The 16,637-nt window shown below is 38.2% G+C and carries 18 protein-coding genes; 4 read left to right on the forward strand and 14 right to left on the reverse strand.

Going from position 1 to position 16,637, the window contains the following annotated elements:
• Nucleotides 1-111: 111 nt before the first annotated feature.
• The 11 genes from AB3H90_RS06635 to AB3H90_RS06685 all read right to left on the reverse strand — a co-directional run bounded on the left by AB3H90_RS06635 (nt 112) and on the right by AB3H90_RS06685 (nt 9,829).
• Nucleotides 112-723 (reverse strand): hypothetical protein, encoded by a 612-nt coding sequence (locus AB3H90_RS06635; RefSeq protein ID WP_161651607.1) that lies wholly within the window; start codon nt 721-723, stop codon nt 112-114.
• Between the two features lie 374 nt (nt 724-1,097).
• Complete coding sequence (locus AB3H90_RS06640) at nt 1,098-1,616, reverse strand: GrdB-related putative oxidoreductase (RefSeq protein ID WP_010718618.1); 519 nt, start codon at nt 1,614-1,616, stop codon at nt 1,098-1,100.
• A gap of 14 nt (nt 1,617-1,630) precedes the next feature.
• Complete coding sequence (celB, locus tag AB3H90_RS06645; protein ID WP_010738000.1) at nt 1,631-2,986, reverse strand: PTS cellobiose transporter subunit IIC; 1,356 nt, start codon at nt 2,984-2,986, stop codon at nt 1,631-1,633.
• 52 nt (nt 2,987-3,038) lie between these two features.
• Complete coding sequence (locus tag AB3H90_RS06650; protein WP_010718620.1) at nt 3,039-3,368, reverse strand: PTS sugar transporter subunit IIB; 330 nt, start codon at nt 3,366-3,368, stop codon at nt 3,039-3,041.
• 61 nt (nt 3,369-3,429) lie between these two features.
• On the reverse strand, nt 3,430-4,377 hold the full coding sequence (locus AB3H90_RS06655) for a N(4)-(beta-N-acetylglucosaminyl)-L-asparaginase (RefSeq protein WP_034699124.1): 948 nt from the start codon (nt 4,375-4,377) through the stop codon (nt 3,430-3,432).
• A 145-nt stretch (nt 4,378-4,522) separates the two neighbouring features.
• The gene (locus AB3H90_RS06660; RefSeq protein WP_161637936.1) at nt 4,523-5,824 is read right to left on the reverse strand and encodes a Sapep family Mn(2+)-dependent dipeptidase; all 1,302 of its coding nucleotides are present in this window, start codon (nt 5,822-5,824) and stop codon (nt 4,523-4,525) included.
• Nucleotide 5,825: 1 nt separating this feature from the next.
• A complete protein-coding gene (locus AB3H90_RS06665; protein ID WP_010738003.1) occupies nt 5,826-6,551 on the reverse strand; it encodes a GntR family transcriptional regulator, LSA1692 subfamily in 726 nt (241 codons plus the stop codon).
• 585 nt (nt 6,552-7,136) lie between these two features.
• Entirely contained in the window at nt 7,137-8,030 is an 894-nt protein-coding gene (locus AB3H90_RS06670) for an RsiV family protein (RefSeq protein WP_368016425.1), read from the reverse strand.
• 27 nt (nt 8,031-8,057) lie between these two features.
• Nucleotides 8,058-8,570, reverse strand: coding sequence for an RNA polymerase sigma factor (locus AB3H90_RS06675; protein WP_034699109.1), 513 nt, complete (start codon nt 8,568-8,570; stop codon nt 8,058-8,060).
• 134 nt (nt 8,571-8,704) lie between these two features.
• Nucleotides 8,705-9,316: a DNA-directed RNA polymerase subunit delta gene (gene rpoE / locus AB3H90_RS06680; protein ID WP_368016426.1), complete on the reverse strand. Its 612-nt coding sequence runs from the start codon at nt 9,314-9,316 to the stop codon at nt 8,705-8,707.
• A 75-nt stretch (nt 9,317-9,391) separates the two neighbouring features.
• Nucleotides 9,392-9,829 (reverse strand): DUF1934 domain-containing protein, encoded by a 438-nt coding sequence (locus AB3H90_RS06685; protein ID WP_010718627.1) that lies wholly within the window; start codon nt 9,827-9,829, stop codon nt 9,392-9,394.
• Nucleotides 9,830-10,199: 370 nt separating this feature from the next.
• Between AB3H90_RS06685 and AB3H90_RS06690 the strand changes: the two genes are divergently transcribed.
• Genes AB3H90_RS06690 through yidA form a run of 3 tightly spaced genes read left to right on the forward strand, consistent with a single transcriptional unit; the run spans nt 10,200 to nt 13,221 of the window.
• Nucleotides 10,200-11,030, forward strand: coding sequence for a biotin/lipoate A/B protein ligase family protein (locus tag AB3H90_RS06690; RefSeq protein WP_368016427.1), 831 nt, complete (start codon nt 10,200-10,202; stop codon nt 11,028-11,030).
• Nucleotides 11,014-12,384, forward strand: coding sequence for an HD domain-containing protein (locus AB3H90_RS06695; RefSeq protein WP_053765708.1), 1,371 nt, complete (start codon nt 11,014-11,016; stop codon nt 12,382-12,384). The genes AB3H90_RS06690 and AB3H90_RS06695 overlap by 17 nt, the downstream gene beginning before the upstream one ends.
• Nucleotides 12,385-12,408: 24 nt before the next feature.
• Nucleotides 12,409-13,221 (forward strand): sugar-phosphatase, encoded by an 813-nt coding sequence (yidA, locus tag AB3H90_RS06700; RefSeq protein ID WP_368016428.1) that lies wholly within the window; start codon nt 12,409-12,411, stop codon nt 13,219-13,221.
• A 90-nt stretch (nt 13,222-13,311) separates the two neighbouring features.
• Here yidA and AB3H90_RS06705 read toward each other — a convergent pair whose 3' ends face one another.
• On the reverse strand, nt 13,312-13,749 hold the full coding sequence (locus AB3H90_RS06705) for an NUDIX hydrolase (RefSeq protein ID WP_034699102.1): 438 nt from the start codon (nt 13,747-13,749) through the stop codon (nt 13,312-13,314).
• A gap of 128 nt (nt 13,750-13,877) precedes the next feature.
• Between AB3H90_RS06705 and AB3H90_RS06710 the strand changes: the two genes are divergently transcribed.
• Nucleotides 13,878-14,249 carry a VOC family protein gene (locus AB3H90_RS06710; RefSeq protein WP_010718633.1) on the forward strand — a complete coding sequence of 124 codons (372 nt, stop codon included), beginning with the start codon at nt 13,878-13,880 and terminating at the stop codon, nt 14,247-14,249.
• Between the two features lie 86 nt (nt 14,250-14,335).
• On the opposite strand, the gene AB3H90_RS06715 is transcribed toward AB3H90_RS06710, so the two are convergent.
• A complete protein-coding gene (locus AB3H90_RS06715; protein ID WP_368016429.1) occupies nt 14,336-15,682 on the reverse strand; it encodes a TrkH family potassium uptake protein in 1,347 nt (448 codons plus the stop codon).
• Between the two features lie 315 nt (nt 15,683-15,997).
• Nucleotides 15,998-16,630 carry a V-type ATP synthase subunit D gene (locus tag AB3H90_RS06720; RefSeq protein ID WP_080292479.1) on the reverse strand — a complete coding sequence of 211 codons (633 nt, stop codon included), beginning with the start codon at nt 16,628-16,630 and terminating at the stop codon, nt 15,998-16,000.
• Between the last annotated feature and the right edge of the window lie 7 nt (nt 16,631-16,637).

Here is a 16,637-nt window from a genome sequence, read left to right on the forward strand (position 1 = left end):
TAAACTAAGTTTTACGAGCCACCCATATCTCTCCCATCACTTTTCTTTAACCATTCACTATTATTCAGCAATGGTTAGCGATCGCTGTCCACTGCCTTACCCGCCTGCAAATCAAAAAGTGATTCGGTGTTCACTATAACTGTATTGGTAATGGCTTTCGGCATCCTTTGTAGTAAACCTTAGATCTAGCGCACTGTCTACACCACTCGTTGATCCGTTTTTCCATGAAGTCGTGCCTTGATTAAAGAAGTCACCATTCACGGTATAATAGATACGATTGGCTTCTTCTAAGTTGACATAGACAGTTCCGGAAAAAGCTTTTGCCACTTTTTGGTCTTCTCTAACCAAATTTATTGCTATTATTCGTTTAATCGCTCTAAAATGACCACTTTCACGCGTTTCACAATAAAACCGCATCGTTGGCTTATACGCCTTATTTACCATCACAGTATGCGACAGTACTCGAAAGGTTGCTCTATTTCGAGTAACTGTGTGAACAATCTTGTCCGAAGATTCGAGTTTTTGCCTTGCTTTTGTTGATGAAAGCTGAAGATCGTTTGTGAGTTGCTCAATCATTTGATCATAAGTCATTACTTTGGAAAATATTGCATGTGTTCCTACATTAGACTTGCTTGTAGTTGCCGCTATTTCTTGAGGATGAGAAATCAAAAATAGGAGTATAAAGCTACCAAACAAGGTCATGAGTATCTTTACTTTGTTCATACATCACCACTTTTCTTCAATTAAGAATAAATCGCTTACAATAAATAGTTTATTGGACGATCCATTGAGATTCAAGTCTATTTTTCACTCTACTTTTTAATAAAGAGAAGGAATAAATCAATAAAGAGAAGGAGCAAGCTGGCAAACGGTGAAATTCAGTTAGCTAATTGATCGAATCTTTCTACCCAAACATTGATCAAAGCCTTACGTGTTCCTCATCTCCCCTGACCCTGCTTGTGGCAAACCATTCTTTGCAAGCTTCTTCACGCAAAAAGCCAATCAAAACAATAGGTAATGATTGGCTTTTCTGTCATCTAACGAAACAGCTTTTCAACTTAAGAAAAGACATTATGCTCCGTTTATTCACTTTTGATTCAAAAGATCATTTCTTGTTCTGAGGAAGTTCGTTCTTCCCCTTTCGCTAACTGTGTCACGATTGTTGCCATATTTTTATAGGATTGATTTAGTCCGATCCCACCTTTTTTTGGCATTTTAACGATGGGGATCACTTGCTGATATTTTGCTACAGCAGGATTTTCAACAGACATTGCAGCGGCAGCAGGAATGCCTTCTTTGTTAAAAGCTTCGACTAACCCGCCTGCCATCTCTCCAAAATTAGGATAATGCATAGCTGGTCCACATAATATCGCATCTGCTCCAAACTTTTTGGCGAATCCGATAAATTTTTGTTTGACTTCTTCTGGATGACTTGAATAATAACGATCACCGCAGTATAAAGTAGCAATAATCTCTGCCTTTTTTTCTTTAAACAATGGCGCTAATGTTTCTCCCGGTCCTAGAGCTGTTTTTTTTCCACCTGGAGGTAATTGTGCTTGTTCGTCACTTCCCATACCTGCGGTCACATGGTTGAGGATCAAAATGATTTTTTTCATGCTCCTACTCCTTTTTATAAGGTATCAAAATCAAAGTCATCAAAATTGATTTCTTCTGCTGTTGATTCTTCTGCCTCAAGCTCTTCTTTCAGATATTGATTGTCTAACACTTTGATGAATGGATAATAAACTGCCATTCCTAATAAAATAAGTAATCCCTGAAGGACAGAAGCTTGCCAACCACTGACTAAAAAGCCTGAAATGATCGGTGGCGTTGTCCATGGAAGTTGAATCCCATTGGTGTAAGCAACTAACCCTAGGTCCATACAAAAATAAGCAATAATGATATTGATTGTCGGTACTAAAGCAAATGGGATCAAAATGATTGGATTTAATACGATCGGTAAACCAAAGATGATCGGTTCATTGATCCCGAAAATTCCTGGTACAAGCGATAATTGTGAAAGTTTTTTCACTCGCTGACTTTTACATACAAGAATCATAATCAAAATCAATGATAAGGTAGAACCGCCCCCACCAAATGTTGCAAACATATCTTGAAATTGACCTGTAATGATATTAGGAATTTCATGTCCGTCTTTGAACGCATTTAGATTTTCAATCGATAAAGCACGAAGAACTGGATTGAAAACTGCACCTACGACACTTGAACCATTGATTCCGAAAAACCAGAAAAAATGTAAAAATAAGTACGCAATGATCATAGCACCTAAGGTATTCCCTAAACTTAACAATGGTGTTTGTAAGAATTTAAACAGGATTTCTTGTAAATTCCCATATGTGGTTAAACTCGCTACCCAATTCGCCACCATAAAGAACGTTAAGATGACGAAGCTTGGAATCAACGCTTCAAACGATTTAACAACAGTAGGCGGCACGCCATCTGGCATTTTGATTGTCCACCCTGTGCGAATCAAAGCAACGAACATACGAGTCGCTACTAAAGCAACTACCATACCTAAAAATAAACCACTTGATCCCATCCAACGTAAAGGAAGACTTCCAACTTCAAATACTTCAGTCGAACCTTCTGGCGTAAATAATGTGGTAAAAGGCGTTACGATAAAGAATGAAACTAAAGAAATAATTGCTGCTTGCATCGCATCCACTTTAAATTGCTTTGCTAAACTATAACCGATGCCCCCAACTGCTAAAATCGTCATGATATCAAAACTGGCGGTAGCAGGCTTATTCAACATGACTGCCCAATTTTCCCCTAAAAATCCAGCCATCCATTCATTCCAATTTGGTATTGGAAAGTTGGTCAATACTAGAAACAATGACCCCACGATCAATAACGGTGTAGAAAGTAAAAAGCCATCTCGTATAGCAATCAAATATTTATTTTCTCCAACCGTTTTTGCCATTGGTGTCAAAACTTTTTCTAACCAATTCAAAAATTTTTGCATCTTTTTTCCCCCGATCTTTTTGTTGACTCCAACTGTTTCCGTTTACAAAAACTCATTTTCTACTTTCTTTGATCATTTTCAGGACATCTTTCATCGCACGTTCGCCATCCATCATGCCATATGCTTCTGTGGCAATTGTGCCTACAGGAATGCCTAACGGCTCAAACGTTTTTTTCATTTTGTCACTTAAATGACGAACTTGTGGTCCTAATAAGATGGCTACCGGTTTCTCTTGTTCAACTTTTTCCTCTGCATGGATTGCTGGGAACGCATGGATTTCTAGTGGCATCTGATGTTTTGTGACTACTTCCATCATTTTATTGACCATAATACTCGTTGACATACCTGCTTCACAGAATAAATAGATTTTTTTTGTTGCCATTTTTTTCTCCTCCTTATATATACATATGCTGATTATCAGCTAAATGACTTCGATACTGGGATCAAACTGGGGCTTTGATGCGTTTTTCATAAGCATCCAGCCATTCTTTGGTGATTGGTTCAATGATCGTTGTCTGATCAACTCCTGGATTAGCTAAGTAGATAGCTGGTTGCTCCTTTTCAGTTGCAACAGTAAACGTAAATTCTACATTAGTCGCAACTCCCCATTCACCTGCTTTATTCATAGCAACTAATGAAAAAGCACCTGCTTTGCCATACCGTTCTTTTAATAAATCAGTAAAAGAATACACAGCTTGATCACAGGCTTTTTGTGGAGTGACTCCTTCTCCCATCAAGCGAACAATTTCATAAGCTAGACAGCCTTTCATTAGATCTTCTCCTAGACCAGTTGCTGTCGCACCACCGATTTGACTGTCGACGTAAAAACCAGAACCTGATAAAGGGGAATCTCCCACACGACCTTGCTTTTTCATAAATAATCCAGAACTAGACGTTCCTGCAGCCATGCCGGTGTGTTGATCCAAAGAAACCACGCCCACCGTATCGTGTCCGTCATAGGGGCTTAGATTCGTTTTCGCCACTTCTGCCACTCGTTTTTGCCAAATTTTTTTAGCTCTTGGCGTTAGCATGTTTTTCCGTTCGAATCCTGCTAGCATTGCATATTCAGTGGCTCCTTGTCCTACGCGAAAACTATTGAATTTTTCATTACTTAATTTTCTGGCAACTGATATTGGATTCGCAATATCTACGATCCCAGCCACTGCCCCAATTTTGAACGTATCCCCATCCATAAAAGCCGCATCCATTTCTACAATGCCTCGTTCGTTTGGCAAGCCACCATAGCCAACTGATTTATAAAATGGATAGTCTTCTACACATTTGATTGACGTTTCCACGGCATCTCCGCATGTTCCTTCCTGTTCTAATAATTCTTTAGCAGCTAACACACCATCATGTGCCATACGCCACGTTGCGATAATTCCCCACATGTTTACTCCTCCTATATATAGCGCTTACATCTATTTTATTTAGTATATACTATTATGTCTATACTAAAAAGAGACTTTTCTTAAAATCTAATTGATTTATAAGAGAAGTCTCTGATAATCTTTTTTTTAAAAAATATATAACTGTTTATTCGATCAATGCTTGAATGCTTCGCAGGTATATCTCTAAATTCATACGCAGATCTGTTACTTCCATATACTCGTTTTTGTTATGTGCAATCCCTTTCTGTCCAGGAAAAGAGGGACCAAACGCTAATACATTAGGAATCTTTCTGGCATAAGTAGCACCCGTTGTCGTCACTGGTGTAGGGTCGTTCCCAGTAATCTCGCCATAAATTTGAGAGAGTTTTTTGATTTCAGGCGAATCTTTTTTCTGACAGATCCCTGGAATACTGCGATTGATTGTAAAAGTCGCTTTCTTGGGCAACTGTTTAGCCAACCCACTCACGACTTCCTCTTCTGTGACTGAAACAGGGTAACGAAAAGCAACTTCTAAATCTAACCCGTTAGTGTTTTTTTGCAAATTCACAGGTGTAAGAATCAACCTGCCTGAATCTTCATCAGACAAAGCAAGATCGATTCCTTCTCCATAATGTTTATTGTGGAAAGCTTGCCAGATCCAATCAAAATAAGCTCGTATTTGTTCTGGAACAGCTGAATCTGCTTTGATTTTTTCGGCAAGCAGTGTAATCGCATTCTCTCCTAATTCAGGAGCATTACTTGGAGAACGTTTTCCTTCCACATCAAATTTTTTCGCATTAATCGAAACACTCAGCTGGTCTGGCACATGATCTCGATATTGATCCCCTGCAAAATCACTGATTTGAATAACTTCTTCTTTAACTAATGGGAAATGAATCGTTAGGTTGACTACTCCTCTTTCTCCGTAAACAACTGGATATTTACAATCTGGCGTAAAACCAAATGATGGTGGAACTTCAGCCTGTAAATAATGAGCCACATCAGACATCCCACTTTCTTCGTCAGTCCCAAAAATAATGCGGATCGTTTTTTTAGGAACCGCTCCCATTTTTTTCAACAGGATCAGAGCATAAAAACAACTAATGATCGGCCCTTTATTATCTAAAATCCCTCGTCCATAAAAGCGTCCATCTTTTTCGCTTAAATCAAAGGGTGGGAAATCCCATCCCGATCCTGCTGGAACCACATCTAAATGACCAATGATCCCAATATAATCCTCATCATCTTCTCCCCATTGGACGTACCCGATCGCATCATCAATCACTTTAGTCTTAAACCCTACTTCTTTTCCTTTTTTGAGTACAAGGTCCAACACTTCTCGAGGTGCTTTCCCAAACGGAGCATGATCTTCCGGCTCCCCTTTCACACTTGGTACTTTCATAACTGTTTGAAGAAATTCAAGAAATTCCTCCCAATGTTCATCAATCATCGACTTGCTTTTTTTCAATTTATTCACTCCTTTTTTGACGAATCAATGTATTTTTGAATGTATATTTATCTGCACGATAATACGAGCAGTCATATAAGATTGGTTTGGCTGCTGGCGAATATGTCATTGAATGGACAAACAACATCGGTTCATCCACAGCTACTTGCAAGAGTTTTGCCACGTCAGCCGTCGCTTTCACTGCTTCGATTTCTTGGTGAGAATAAGCGATCTCCACGTTTTTTTCGATCACTTGATAGAGTGACCCACTTAATTCTTCTTGAGAGACTTCTCCCAGATAACGTTTTAAAATATAAAGATTTTCAACCGTCATTGGTTCGTCATCAAAATAACGTAATCGTCTCAAATGAACGATTGGCTCAGAAATCGATTCACCAAAAGCTTGTTTAACATTCGTTGGTAGTTGTTCAGTAACTTCGCATTCTAAGACTTGCGTTTTTGTCTTTTTCCCTTGGATTCGAGCAGTTTCGGTAAAGCTTTGCAATCCTCCAGAGCCACTTTGGATCTTAGGTTGTTTCATGACATACGTGCCTTTACTTTTTTCTTTGATCAACTTATTTTGGCTGATCAATAATTCGATTGCTTTACGAACAGTTAAACGACTACATTGAAACTCGTCTGCTAAATCATATTCTGAAGGTAATTTTTGACTAGAAACGTAAATTCCTTCCATGATTCGCTTCTCAATCTCATTCGCAATTTCTTGAAATTTTGGTTGTTTTTTCACGAGATTCCTCCTAAAATATTCTCCAAACTTTCTGCTAGCTTTATTTATTAGCAGAACCAACAATAATGAGAAAATATTTTTATCCAACAATAAGTATATACTAAAAAGTATATACTTTCACATCATTTACGATATTTGCACAAAAAATTCTAGGACGAAATTTGGATAGTTTTCTAAAATAAAAGGGACTGAAACAAAACTTGCTTCAGTCTCTTCTAGTATCTCTAAAAACGAATAAATGATGTTCAAAGAGCTGACCTCTTGTTCACGGTGAGAAAAAAGTAGCATCTTCAAAAAATTTGTCGAAATTGACCAAAAATTTGTGAAGCACCAAGTAGGTAACAATCAACAGCAAAAACCAGTGTTTGCGTTTCTTGTCAATTTTCGGAAATTCCTTCTTATTTCTTGATGCGAAATACTTTTGTCTCAATCTCTCTTAAACAGCTATTTATCCAACAATGGCTGTCCTAGACATTTTGTATATATTATAACCATGTATAATTGAACTATTTGAAGTATTTTTCCAAAATCAAATCAACTCTTATGATAGCGCAAAGGATCAGTTATTTATTTTTTAGGTTGAGCTTACTCATTTAAGTAATCTGGAGAAGCTAAAAGTGAACGTGTCACTTCTTTAGGTATCACAAAGGTTGGTGTGCCCATATAGCCAGGTGCGATCGAAAATTGATCGTAAACTAAGACTAATTCGTGGTTTTTATTGATATAAAAAGATGTGTCTTTAGTAACTAATGGCGTTTTTTTGATTAGTCCATCTTTAAAATCATCATCTGTCCAATAATACTGATCAGGGTTTTCTTTGCTATTTTTTTGCATTTGCTCTTTGACTTCATTTGTCAAAACGGAAAGATACTGATCATCTTTGAATAAAAGTGGTAAAGATAGGACTACTCCGCTTTTTTTATCAATCGTATCATAACGCTTTTCCGTATAGCTGTCTGCGGCAGTTTGTGTCATCTTTCGTTCAATCACTAAAAAACGCGGATCATCCAACAGTTTCTGATAATCTCCCGTAACTTGAAAATGATTTGTTTTAAAGTCTTGGTACTGTACTTTTGCTTTTTCAAAGTTTTCTTGTCCTTCACGAAAGTACTTTTTGTTCAGTCCAGCAATCGTCTGACTATTTTCTTTATCTTTTGTACTGATTTGCGGCACTCGGATCTCGATTGCTTCATCAGACAGTGTTTTCCCTAAAATTAATTTCACGACTGGGCCAATCAAGGGTAAATCTTCAGCAAAACTACGAATTTGATTGTTAAAAAAAACACTGCTGAACATCATTGCAATAATAGCAAAAGATAGAATAAGTCCTTTCACTTGTTTTTTTCGTTTCACTCGCTGATTAAACCTTTGTTCTTCCAGTGAGTAGCGCTTGATCATCTCATTTTTGATACCATGAGGGATTTCTTGTTGTTGATAGACTTGTTTCAGTTGTTCTAGTTCCTTATGAGCTGAATACATCCGTCTTTCTCTCCTTTATTGTGATTTTTACTGTAAGATTTTTCTTAGCTGATTTAACGTACGATACATTTTGGTTTTGACGGTGTTTTCATTCAAATCAAGAATCTCTGCAATTTCTTTTAAACGAAAGCCTTCAAAAAAATGTAAAATCAAAATTTCCTTTTCGGGGCTATCAATTCCTTCAATGATTCCATGTAAATCAGTCAATGAATCGTCCATTGTATGAGCGAGTTGAATCGTTTCTTCTTCCAATGTTTCCGATTGATTTCGTTTTTGCTTACGCCAAGCATCGATCGCTGTTCGTATCAAAATACGATAAAACCAAGCTGAAAATCGTTCAATCTCTTTCCCTTGTTCAATAGCAGCTAACGCTTTATGAAAACTGTCTTGCATTACGTCCAATGCTTCTTCTTTGTTATGAACATAATTCATTGTGATCCGAAACATTTTCTCATATTCCTCTTGGATCAATTCACTTAATAAATTCTTGGATTTTTCGATTTGCTTCTTTTTCTTGTAACGATTAAAAATCGGACCCATCTCCTTTCCCTCTCACTTACTATGACGATCAAACAAACCAAAAAGTTTCAATTATTCTTTAATTTATGTAAAAAATCAATACAAAAAAACTGCAGATCCCTTATTGGGGGATCTGCAGCTATGAAGCCGAAAGTCTATTCTTCGGTGAACTCTTCGCCCTCGTAGTCTTCGTCTTCATCGTCATCTTCAATAATGCTTAGATCTTCTTCGATGTTGCCTGGTAATTCTTCTTCATCGTCACTTGCGTCGTCTGCACCGATTTCTTGCAAGTCAGAGTTATAAGCAGCGATTTCTTCATCATCGTCATCATCATCTTCAAAAAGATCATCGTCATCTTCGTCAGACAAGTCAGTATCTTCTGGGTCATCATCATTATAATCGATCGCATCTTCATCATCGTTGATAAAGGCATTGACTTTTTTACGTTTGCGTCGACGAGGTGTATCTTCATCTTCTTCGTCAATTCCATGGTTTACTTCTTCATCGATCGAGTCGATCGCATACCATGAACGCAAGCCCCAACGATTGTCACCTAATGAAATAAAGCTACCATCAATATTTAAGTCAGTATAAAATTGTGCCAGTGAATCACGAATCTCACTGTCTGATTTTCCAAGATAGGTTTGGATTTGGTTGGCTAAATCAGAAAAATCCATCACATCGCCACGTTGTTCTAAGATCGCATGTGCTACTTCGATCATTGATAATTCGTTTTTGTTTGCACCTTCAAATACACTAATTTCCAATCAGGACACGTCCTTTCACAGTCTACTCCTTATCATACAAAATCATACGTAAAAAATCAAACGTTTCTTTGCGATTTAAGCAGTAAAATCTAAAGTTAAATAATATTCCCCTAATTTTTCTGGTCCCATTAGCAAGTCGTATTCAATCATTACTTTCCCAGCGGTTGGTCGGTCTTTCAAACTAACATGTAATTCTTTGGTATACGTTTCAATTTGAAGCATGCCATACGGTGTCCGATACGTTGTTTCCAAACGTTCACGATACCCGAATTTTAGTCGCATCCGTGTTTCTCCCGCACGAATCAGTTGAACCTGTCCATCGGGCATCAATTTGATCGTTACAGGGATTTCTTCTGCTGTATTTTCCTGAATTTCCTGGTATCGTATGTATAACGTATCCCCAATTTTGACCATTTGACCTTTCAGATCAAAGAAAAAGTCTTGATGCTCCCCATTTTGCATGACTTTCGTCCGTAATTTGATTGAAATGGGTGTTCCTTGCGATTGTGCCATTTTACCTTCTCCTTTACTTCATATAGGTACATTGTTCCTAGTTTTCGTCTATTTGTCAAACAACTCGTCATCGAAGAGGTTGTGAAAGCATCGGGGAGCTCCGATGACAATAAGAAAGAATTTTTTAAAATAGCTTCTCATATTTTGAAAAATTCAGGCTTATTTCAAGGAGCTGATGCTTGAACACCGTTTATTCGTTTTTAGAGCTACCAGAAGAGACTGAGCCAAGTTTTGTCCCAGACTCAATAAATTCTTTTTTTAGAGTATATTAGAGTATAGTATAATAATGAGAGAAACTCCCATGAAACGATGACAAACGTGAATCATTGGAATGTCAATCGATGATTAATTATATAAAGGAGCGAATGTAATGAATCCAACAATTATTTTGGATCAAAAAATTTATCAAAAAAATGATTTTACCCCTTTTGCTCTGACGGATATCTTAACCGAGTATTCAAAAAAAAACAACCAAAACTTTCTCCATTTTTGGCAATATGAACAAACGGTGATCTTAGGAATGAAAGATACTCGAACGCCCTACTTCCATGAAGGCATTCAGGAGCTAAGAAAAGCAGGCTATCAGCCAATCGTTCGTAACGCTGGTGGATTAGGGATCATCTCTGATCAAGGGGTTTTAAATATCTCATTGATTTTCCCTCAAAACGAACAGGAGAAGATATCGATTGATGCTGCCTATGAAAAAATGCTCACATTGACTCGTCTGGCTTTTCCAACCGTATCAATCGAAGCTTTTGAAGTGACTCATTCTTATTGTCCTGGTACGTATGACCTGAGTATCAACGGTAAAAAGTTTGCGGGGATCGCCCAACGTCGCATAAAAAATGGGATTTCTGTGATGATGTATGTTAGTGTCAATGGCGCACAACAAACCAGAGGTCAAGCGATGAAACGATTCTATCAAGAAGCGTTGAAAGAGGATTTCGGCATGGATGGTTACCCGGCGGTCGTTCCTGAAAGTATGGCAACCTTAGCTGATTTACTTGAAACGCCTTTAACCATTGAGGATGTAAAACAACAATTCCAATTGGCACTCACACAACTCTATGGAGAGAGTCGTTCCGTTGATGCGCTATGTTGGAAAGAGGCACATGTCACTTCTGAACAGTGGACGAATCAAATCAATCGAATGGAAGAACGAAATAAATTAAAGGAGCTTGCTGATGACTATTCCTTATAAATATCAATTATTACCGATCGAAAAGGTCTTTCGTGACCCGGTCCATAACTATATCCATGTCCAACACCAAGTCATTTTAGACCTGATCAATTCAAAAGAAGTCCAACGATTGCGCCGTATCAAACAGTTAGGCACTTCTTCCTTTACTTTTCACGGCGCTGAACATAGTCGGTTCACTCATTCATTAGGGGTCTATGAAATCTCAAGACGGATCTGTGATATCTTTTCCCGCAATTTCCCTCAAGAAAAAATTGGCGCTGACGGCTGGGATGATCGAGAACGTTTGGTTACGTTGTGCGCAGCATTGCTTCACGATGTTGGTCACGGTCCTTATTCTCATACATTTGAACATATTTTCCATACGAATCATGAAGCGATCACTGTAGAAATCATTACTTCTCCTGAAACGGAAGTTTATCAAATTTTGAATCGTGTGGAAGAAGGATTTCCAGAAAAAGTTGCCAGTGTGATCCAAAAAACGTATCCTAATCCCCAAGTCGTCCAAATGATTTCGAGTCAGATCGATGCTGATCGAATGGATTACTTGTTACGAGATGCCTATTACACTGGGACAGAATACGGTACGTTTGATTTAACACGAATTTTACGTGTCATTCGTCCCTATAAAGGCGGGATCGCCTTTTCGATGAATGGGATGCACGCAGTCGAAGATTATATTGTGAGTCGCTATCAAATGTACGTTCAAGTTTATTTTCACCCTGTGTCTCGTGGCATGGAAGTAATTTTAGAACACTTGTTACATCGAGCGCATGAGTTGTATCGAGAAGATCCCAATGTGTTTGAATCCCATTCTCAACTACTCTTACCGTTTCTTGACGAAAACTTTACACTGGATGAGTATTTAAAATTAGACGATGGCGTTTTAGGAACTTATTTTACCCAATGGACGGAATTTTCTGATCCAATCTTAAGTGATTTAGCTAAACGTTTCTTATACCGTAAACCGTTAAAATCGGCAACTTTTTCTGGGGATCGCTCTTCTTCCTTGATCAAGGAAATGACTGCTCTTGTGGAAAAAGTTGGCTACAATCCTGTCTACTATACTGCCATCAATTCCAGTTATGATTTGCCTTATGATTTTTACCGCCCCGAAGAAGGACGCCATCGAACACAAATCGAAATCTTGCGAAATGATGGAACTTTGGTAGAATTATCAGAGGTGAGCCAACTTGTGGCTGCTCTTGCTGGACAAGAACAAGGAGATGAACGATTTTTCTTTCCAAAAGAAATGGTTGATCCGTCTTTAAGAAATCACTACGATCTATTTGACGAAACCTATCAAGAATTTGCAAGCCATATCCGCAATGGTTCACTGATTACCCAAACAAACTAAAACACACGATCACTGGAGGAAATTATGTCTATCAAGTTAGTCGCCATCGACATCGATGGAACCTTATTAAATGAGAAAAGAGAAATTACAGCAGACGTCAAAGAAGCGATTGCTCAGGCTGTCGCTAAAGGAGTAGCTATCGTCTTGTGTACCGGCAGACCGTTGCCTGGTGTACAGGAACAGTTGAATGAACTCGATTTATTCCAAGAAAATGACTACGTGATCACCTACAATGGCGCACTTGTCCAACAAACAAAATCAGGAAAAATCATCGCACGTCATGGTTTGACACATGAAGATTATTTAGAAATCGAAGTGATGGCTCGTCGAGTTGGCAGTCATCTACACTCCATTGATGATCAGGCGATTTACACCTCTAATCGTGATATCAGTGCGTATACGATCCATGAAGCCAGCTTAGTTCATATGCCGTTGAAATACCGCACACCTGAAGAAATGACACCAGATATCAATTTGGTTAAAATGATGATGATCGACAAACCTGATATCTTAGATGCTGCGATTGCTCGTTTACCACAAACATTCCGTGAAAAATACACGACAGTGAAAAGTGCGCCTTATTACTTTGAAGTATTAAACAAAGAAGCAAGTAAAGGCGCAGCCGTTGCGAACTTAGCGCAACATCTTGGAATCGATCAGGATGAGATCATGGCGATTGGTGACAACGAAAATGACTTATCGATGATTGAATATGCTGGCTTAGGCGTTGCGATGGGAAATGCAGTTCCGCTAGTTAAAGAAGCTGCCAACGTGGTCACTAAAACAAATGAAGAACATGGCGTGGCAGAAGCGATCAAAACGTATGTTTTATCATAATAAAAATAACACTTGCTACTAAATAAAAATCCAAAACCAGTTCGTCACTGACTGTACGCTGGTTTTGGATTTTTTCTTGATTTAATTGTTTTAATTGTTCAATAACCATTTTTCAACCGCCCACTTGTGGCTACCTCGTTTTAATTTTTCAATGGCTTCTTGTGGTGTGACCCACCAAATGGTATTCGTCTTTTCAGTTGGTTCTGCCACTTGTTGCCAGCCGTTTGCCACATAAAAGTAGCCTGGGTTATAGTAATAGGTCTGACGGTAATTGGAATAAAAATACTCATCCGCTTCCCCTAGATAAGTCGCAATTTCTGCGACGATCCCCATTTCCTCAAGGAGTTCTCTCTTGAGTGCCGCTTCTTTCGTTTCCATCGCTTCGATCTCTCCACCAGGTAAAAAATAAGCACCATTTGGAGCTTCAATCAAAGCTAGTTTGTTCTTTTCTTCCACGATAATATAGGCAGCATATCGTGGGGAATACTGGACCCCTGCTTCTTTTTCACCAAATACTGGTTTATCCATCATTTTGTCCACCTTAAGCTTATTTACTTTTTATTTTACATGAGAGTTTTCTCATAAACAAGCGCAAATCTTCTATTGCTCTTTCTTTTTTTGTTATGATGAAAAAAAAGGAAAGGAAGTAGTTATTTATGAAAATGGCTCATACTTGCGTTCGAGTGAAAGATCTTGACGCTTCATTAGAATTTTACCAAAAAGCGTTTGGCTTTGAAGAAAGTCGTCGCCGTGATTTTCCAGAAAACAAATTCACCCTTGTTTACTTAACTTTACCAGGAGATGACTACGAACTAGAATTAACTTATAACTATGATCATGAAGGCTATGATCTAGGGAATGGCTATGGACACATTGCTATTGCTGCGGATGATTTAGAAGCACTTCACGAAAAACACCAAGCAGAAGGATTCAATGTGACAGACCTAAAAGGACTTCCAGGAACAGCTCCTTCTTATTATTTCGTTGTTGACCCTGACGGATATAAAATCGAAGTTATTCGGGGATAAGGTTGTGAAAAAAACGCTCAAAACAGCTTCTCTTGTTTTGAGCGTTTCTTTTTTATTATCATCAGAACTCCCCGATACCTTCACAACTACCCAAGCATAATGCTTTCTTCTGGGTATTTGTAATTGGCTTCTGCCCTGTTCGCTTTTACTAGTAGTGAAAAAACGACTGTCATGATTCCTACTCTACCGATATACATCAAAGAAATAATGACTAGTTTTCCGATCAATGTCAAATCCGGGGTCAACCCCATCGTCAAACCAACTGTCCCAAAAGCGGAAAAGACTTCAAACGCAATATATTCGATTCCTGACGTTTTAGGAATCGTCTCCGTCACAGATAGGACCATGATCGCAACAACACATAAAGAGAGAGTTACAAAGAAAAGAGTCAATGCACGTAGCACGGCTGCTTGGCGAATGGTTCGACCGAAGGCTTCTGCTCGTGTCTTTCCTTTGAACATGGCATGCATTTGGATCAATAAAATTCCTAATGTCGTAGTTTTCAGTCCTCCAGCTGTCGAACCAGAAGTTCCTCCGATGTACATCAAAAACATCGTTAAAATCAATCCTGCATGACTCATCTGTAAATAATCAATAGAGTAATAGCCTGCTGTTCTTGGTGTCACACTCATAAAAAATGTATTCGCTAATCTTTCTGTAAACGTACCTTTAACTAAAGTCAGTCCATTTCTTTCAGTGATGAAAAATAAAATAAATCCACCAATTAATAAGAGTGCAGTTACAGATAAGGCGACTTTTGAATGTAGTGTGATTTTTTTGACCCGATGATAACTTAGAATATCACGCCAGACAATAAAACCTAATCCACCTGCAATGATCAACGCTGAAACGACCATGATCAGGTAAACATTTGTTTGATCCGCGAGTAAACTGTCTCCTAATAAATCAAATCCTGCATTACAAAAACTAGAAACGGCATGAAAGATACTAAACCAGATTCCTTTAGCCAAACCAAATTCAGGAATAAAAACTACACTCAAAGCAACCGCCCCGATTACTTGGATCACCACCGCAAATTTTAAGATATAGATCATTAACTTAATTACACCCGACATCTCTTCAAGGTTTAAGGCTTCCTTTAGCACAATCCGCATACTAAAACTGATTTTTTTCTTCGCAATAGCAAAAAAGAGGATCGGGATCATCATAAAGCCTAACCCACCGATTTCAATCAAGGTCATGATCAAAAACTGTCCTGCACTATTCCAATGCTCCGCAGTATTCAGTGTCGTCAAACCAGTCACACAAACAGCTGAGGTTGCAGTAAATAAGGCATCAATAAAATGAGTGCTTTCTCCGCTGCGGCTAAAAAATGGTAACGTCAGTAAACTACCTCCAAACAGAATCAAGATAAAAAAACCAGCAGCAATTAGCTGGACAGGTGATAATCGTTTTCTTACTCTTTTTTTCATGATAGTCATTCCTTATGCTTAATTTTTATCTAAGATCGCAGAACGACATTTTGTTCTGCGATCATAAATAGATACAAAATGAATCATTGGCGTGAAGCAACTCCTCAATAATAAGCGATGATTTTCTAAAATAGGAGAAGCTAGCTTTAAAAATTTGTTCTTATTGTCGTCGAAGCTCCCGTGTTTTCACGACCTCTTTCCATTATAAGCAAACGAGCGCAAGAAGAAAAATAAATGACTACTTTTTCTTCTTACGCTAAATTCGATTTGTTTCGATCCTGAAAAAAGCCATTAGAATGCTGAATTGGATCAGCCTTACTCTTCTGTTCCCATATTTTTCACTTTGATCAGGCGAGTTACTTCTGCTCGTTCGTTTTCTTCCAGCTTCATTTTAATATAATAAATCGTTTCTTCCAATTGAGGAATCGTCATATATTCCAACGCATTGACCCTTCTTCTGGTTTTCTCGATCTCTTCAGCCATGAGTTGACATGTTTTTTCAACTTCTGCCAGCTTCAAAAGCTTTGGTAAGAGCTGCGTAAAACCATCGATCGAACGATCCAACTCTGCATTAGAATGAAGATAGCCATACTCTAATGGTGTCTCATTCAATGTTTCATCGTATTGAAAATTCATGAGGGGAACTTTGACACTCATAATATTTTTCTCAACTACAGAAAGTGAGACGTTTTCCGCTGGTAATGCTAAAAGTTCGTCAATGAAGGCTTCTTCGACTGTTGACTTTGCTAAGACAAAATCTTTCATTGCTGTTTGGGTTTCTTTTTCTATTGCTTGGCGTAACTCATTATTTTTACGGATCAGTAAAATAAATTGACGCATCAATTCATCTTGTTTATCCTTTAAAAGTTTGTGTCCCCTTGTCGCTGTCGTTAATTGTTTCTTTAAACGAGTTAGCTCCATTCTCGTAGGATTGACGTTTAATCGCATAAGGAAC

This window comes from Enterococcus sp. C63, from assembly GCF_040887215.1.
Lineage (GTDB): Bacteria > Bacillota > Bacilli > Lactobacillales > Enterococcaceae > Enterococcus_B > Enterococcus_B hirae.

Coding starts and splice junctions, on each gene's coding strand:
- AB3H90_RS06715 (WP_368016429.1), bottom strand. CDS start 15,682: ATGAAAAAAAGAGTAAGAAAACGATTATCACCTGTCCAGCTAATTGCT.
- celB (WP_010738000.1), bottom strand. CDS start 2,986: ATGCAAAAATTTTTGAATTGGTTAGAAAAAGTTTTGACACCAATGGCA.
- AB3H90_RS06670 (WP_368016425.1), bottom strand. CDS start 8,030: ATGTATTCAGCTCATAAGGAACTAGAACAACTGAAACAAGTCTATCAA.
- AB3H90_RS06640 (WP_010718618.1), bottom strand. CDS start 1,616: ATGAAAAAAATCATTTTGATCCTCAACCATGTGACCGCAGGTATGGGA.
- AB3H90_RS06690 (WP_368016427.1), top strand. CDS start 10,200: ATGAATCCAACAATTATTTTGGATCAAAAAATTTATCAAAAAAATGAT.
- AB3H90_RS06650 (WP_010718620.1), bottom strand. CDS start 3,368: ATGGCAACAAAAAAAATCTATTTATTCTGTGAAGCAGGTATGTCAACG.
- AB3H90_RS06685 (WP_010718627.1), bottom strand. CDS start 9,829: ATGGCACAATCGCAAGGAACACCCATTTCAATCAAATTACGGACGAAA.
- AB3H90_RS06720 (WP_080292479.1), bottom strand. CDS start 16,630: ATGCGATTAAACGTCAATCCTACGAGAATGGAGCTAACTCGTTTAAAG.
- yidA (WP_368016428.1), top strand. CDS start 12,409: ATGTCTATCAAGTTAGTCGCCATCGACATCGATGGAACCTTATTAAAT.
- AB3H90_RS06710 (WP_010718633.1), top strand. CDS start 13,878: ATGAAAATGGCTCATACTTGCGTTCGAGTGAAAGATCTTGACGCTTCA.
- AB3H90_RS06705 (WP_034699102.1), bottom strand. CDS start 13,749: ATGGATAAACCAGTATTTGGTGAAAAAGAAGCAGGGGTCCAGTATTCC.
- AB3H90_RS06655 (WP_034699124.1), bottom strand. CDS start 4,377: ATGTGGGGAATTATCGCAACGTGGCGTATGGCACATGATGGTGTGTTA.
- AB3H90_RS06695 (WP_053765708.1), top strand. CDS start 11,014: ATGACTATTCCTTATAAATATCAATTATTACCGATCGAAAAGGTCTTT.
- AB3H90_RS06635 (WP_161651607.1), bottom strand. CDS start 723: ATGAACAAAGTAAAGATACTCATGACCTTGTTTGGTAGCTTTATACTC.
- AB3H90_RS06675 (WP_034699109.1), bottom strand. CDS start 8,570: ATGGGTCCGATTTTTAATCGTTACAAGAAAAAGAAGCAAATCGAAAAA.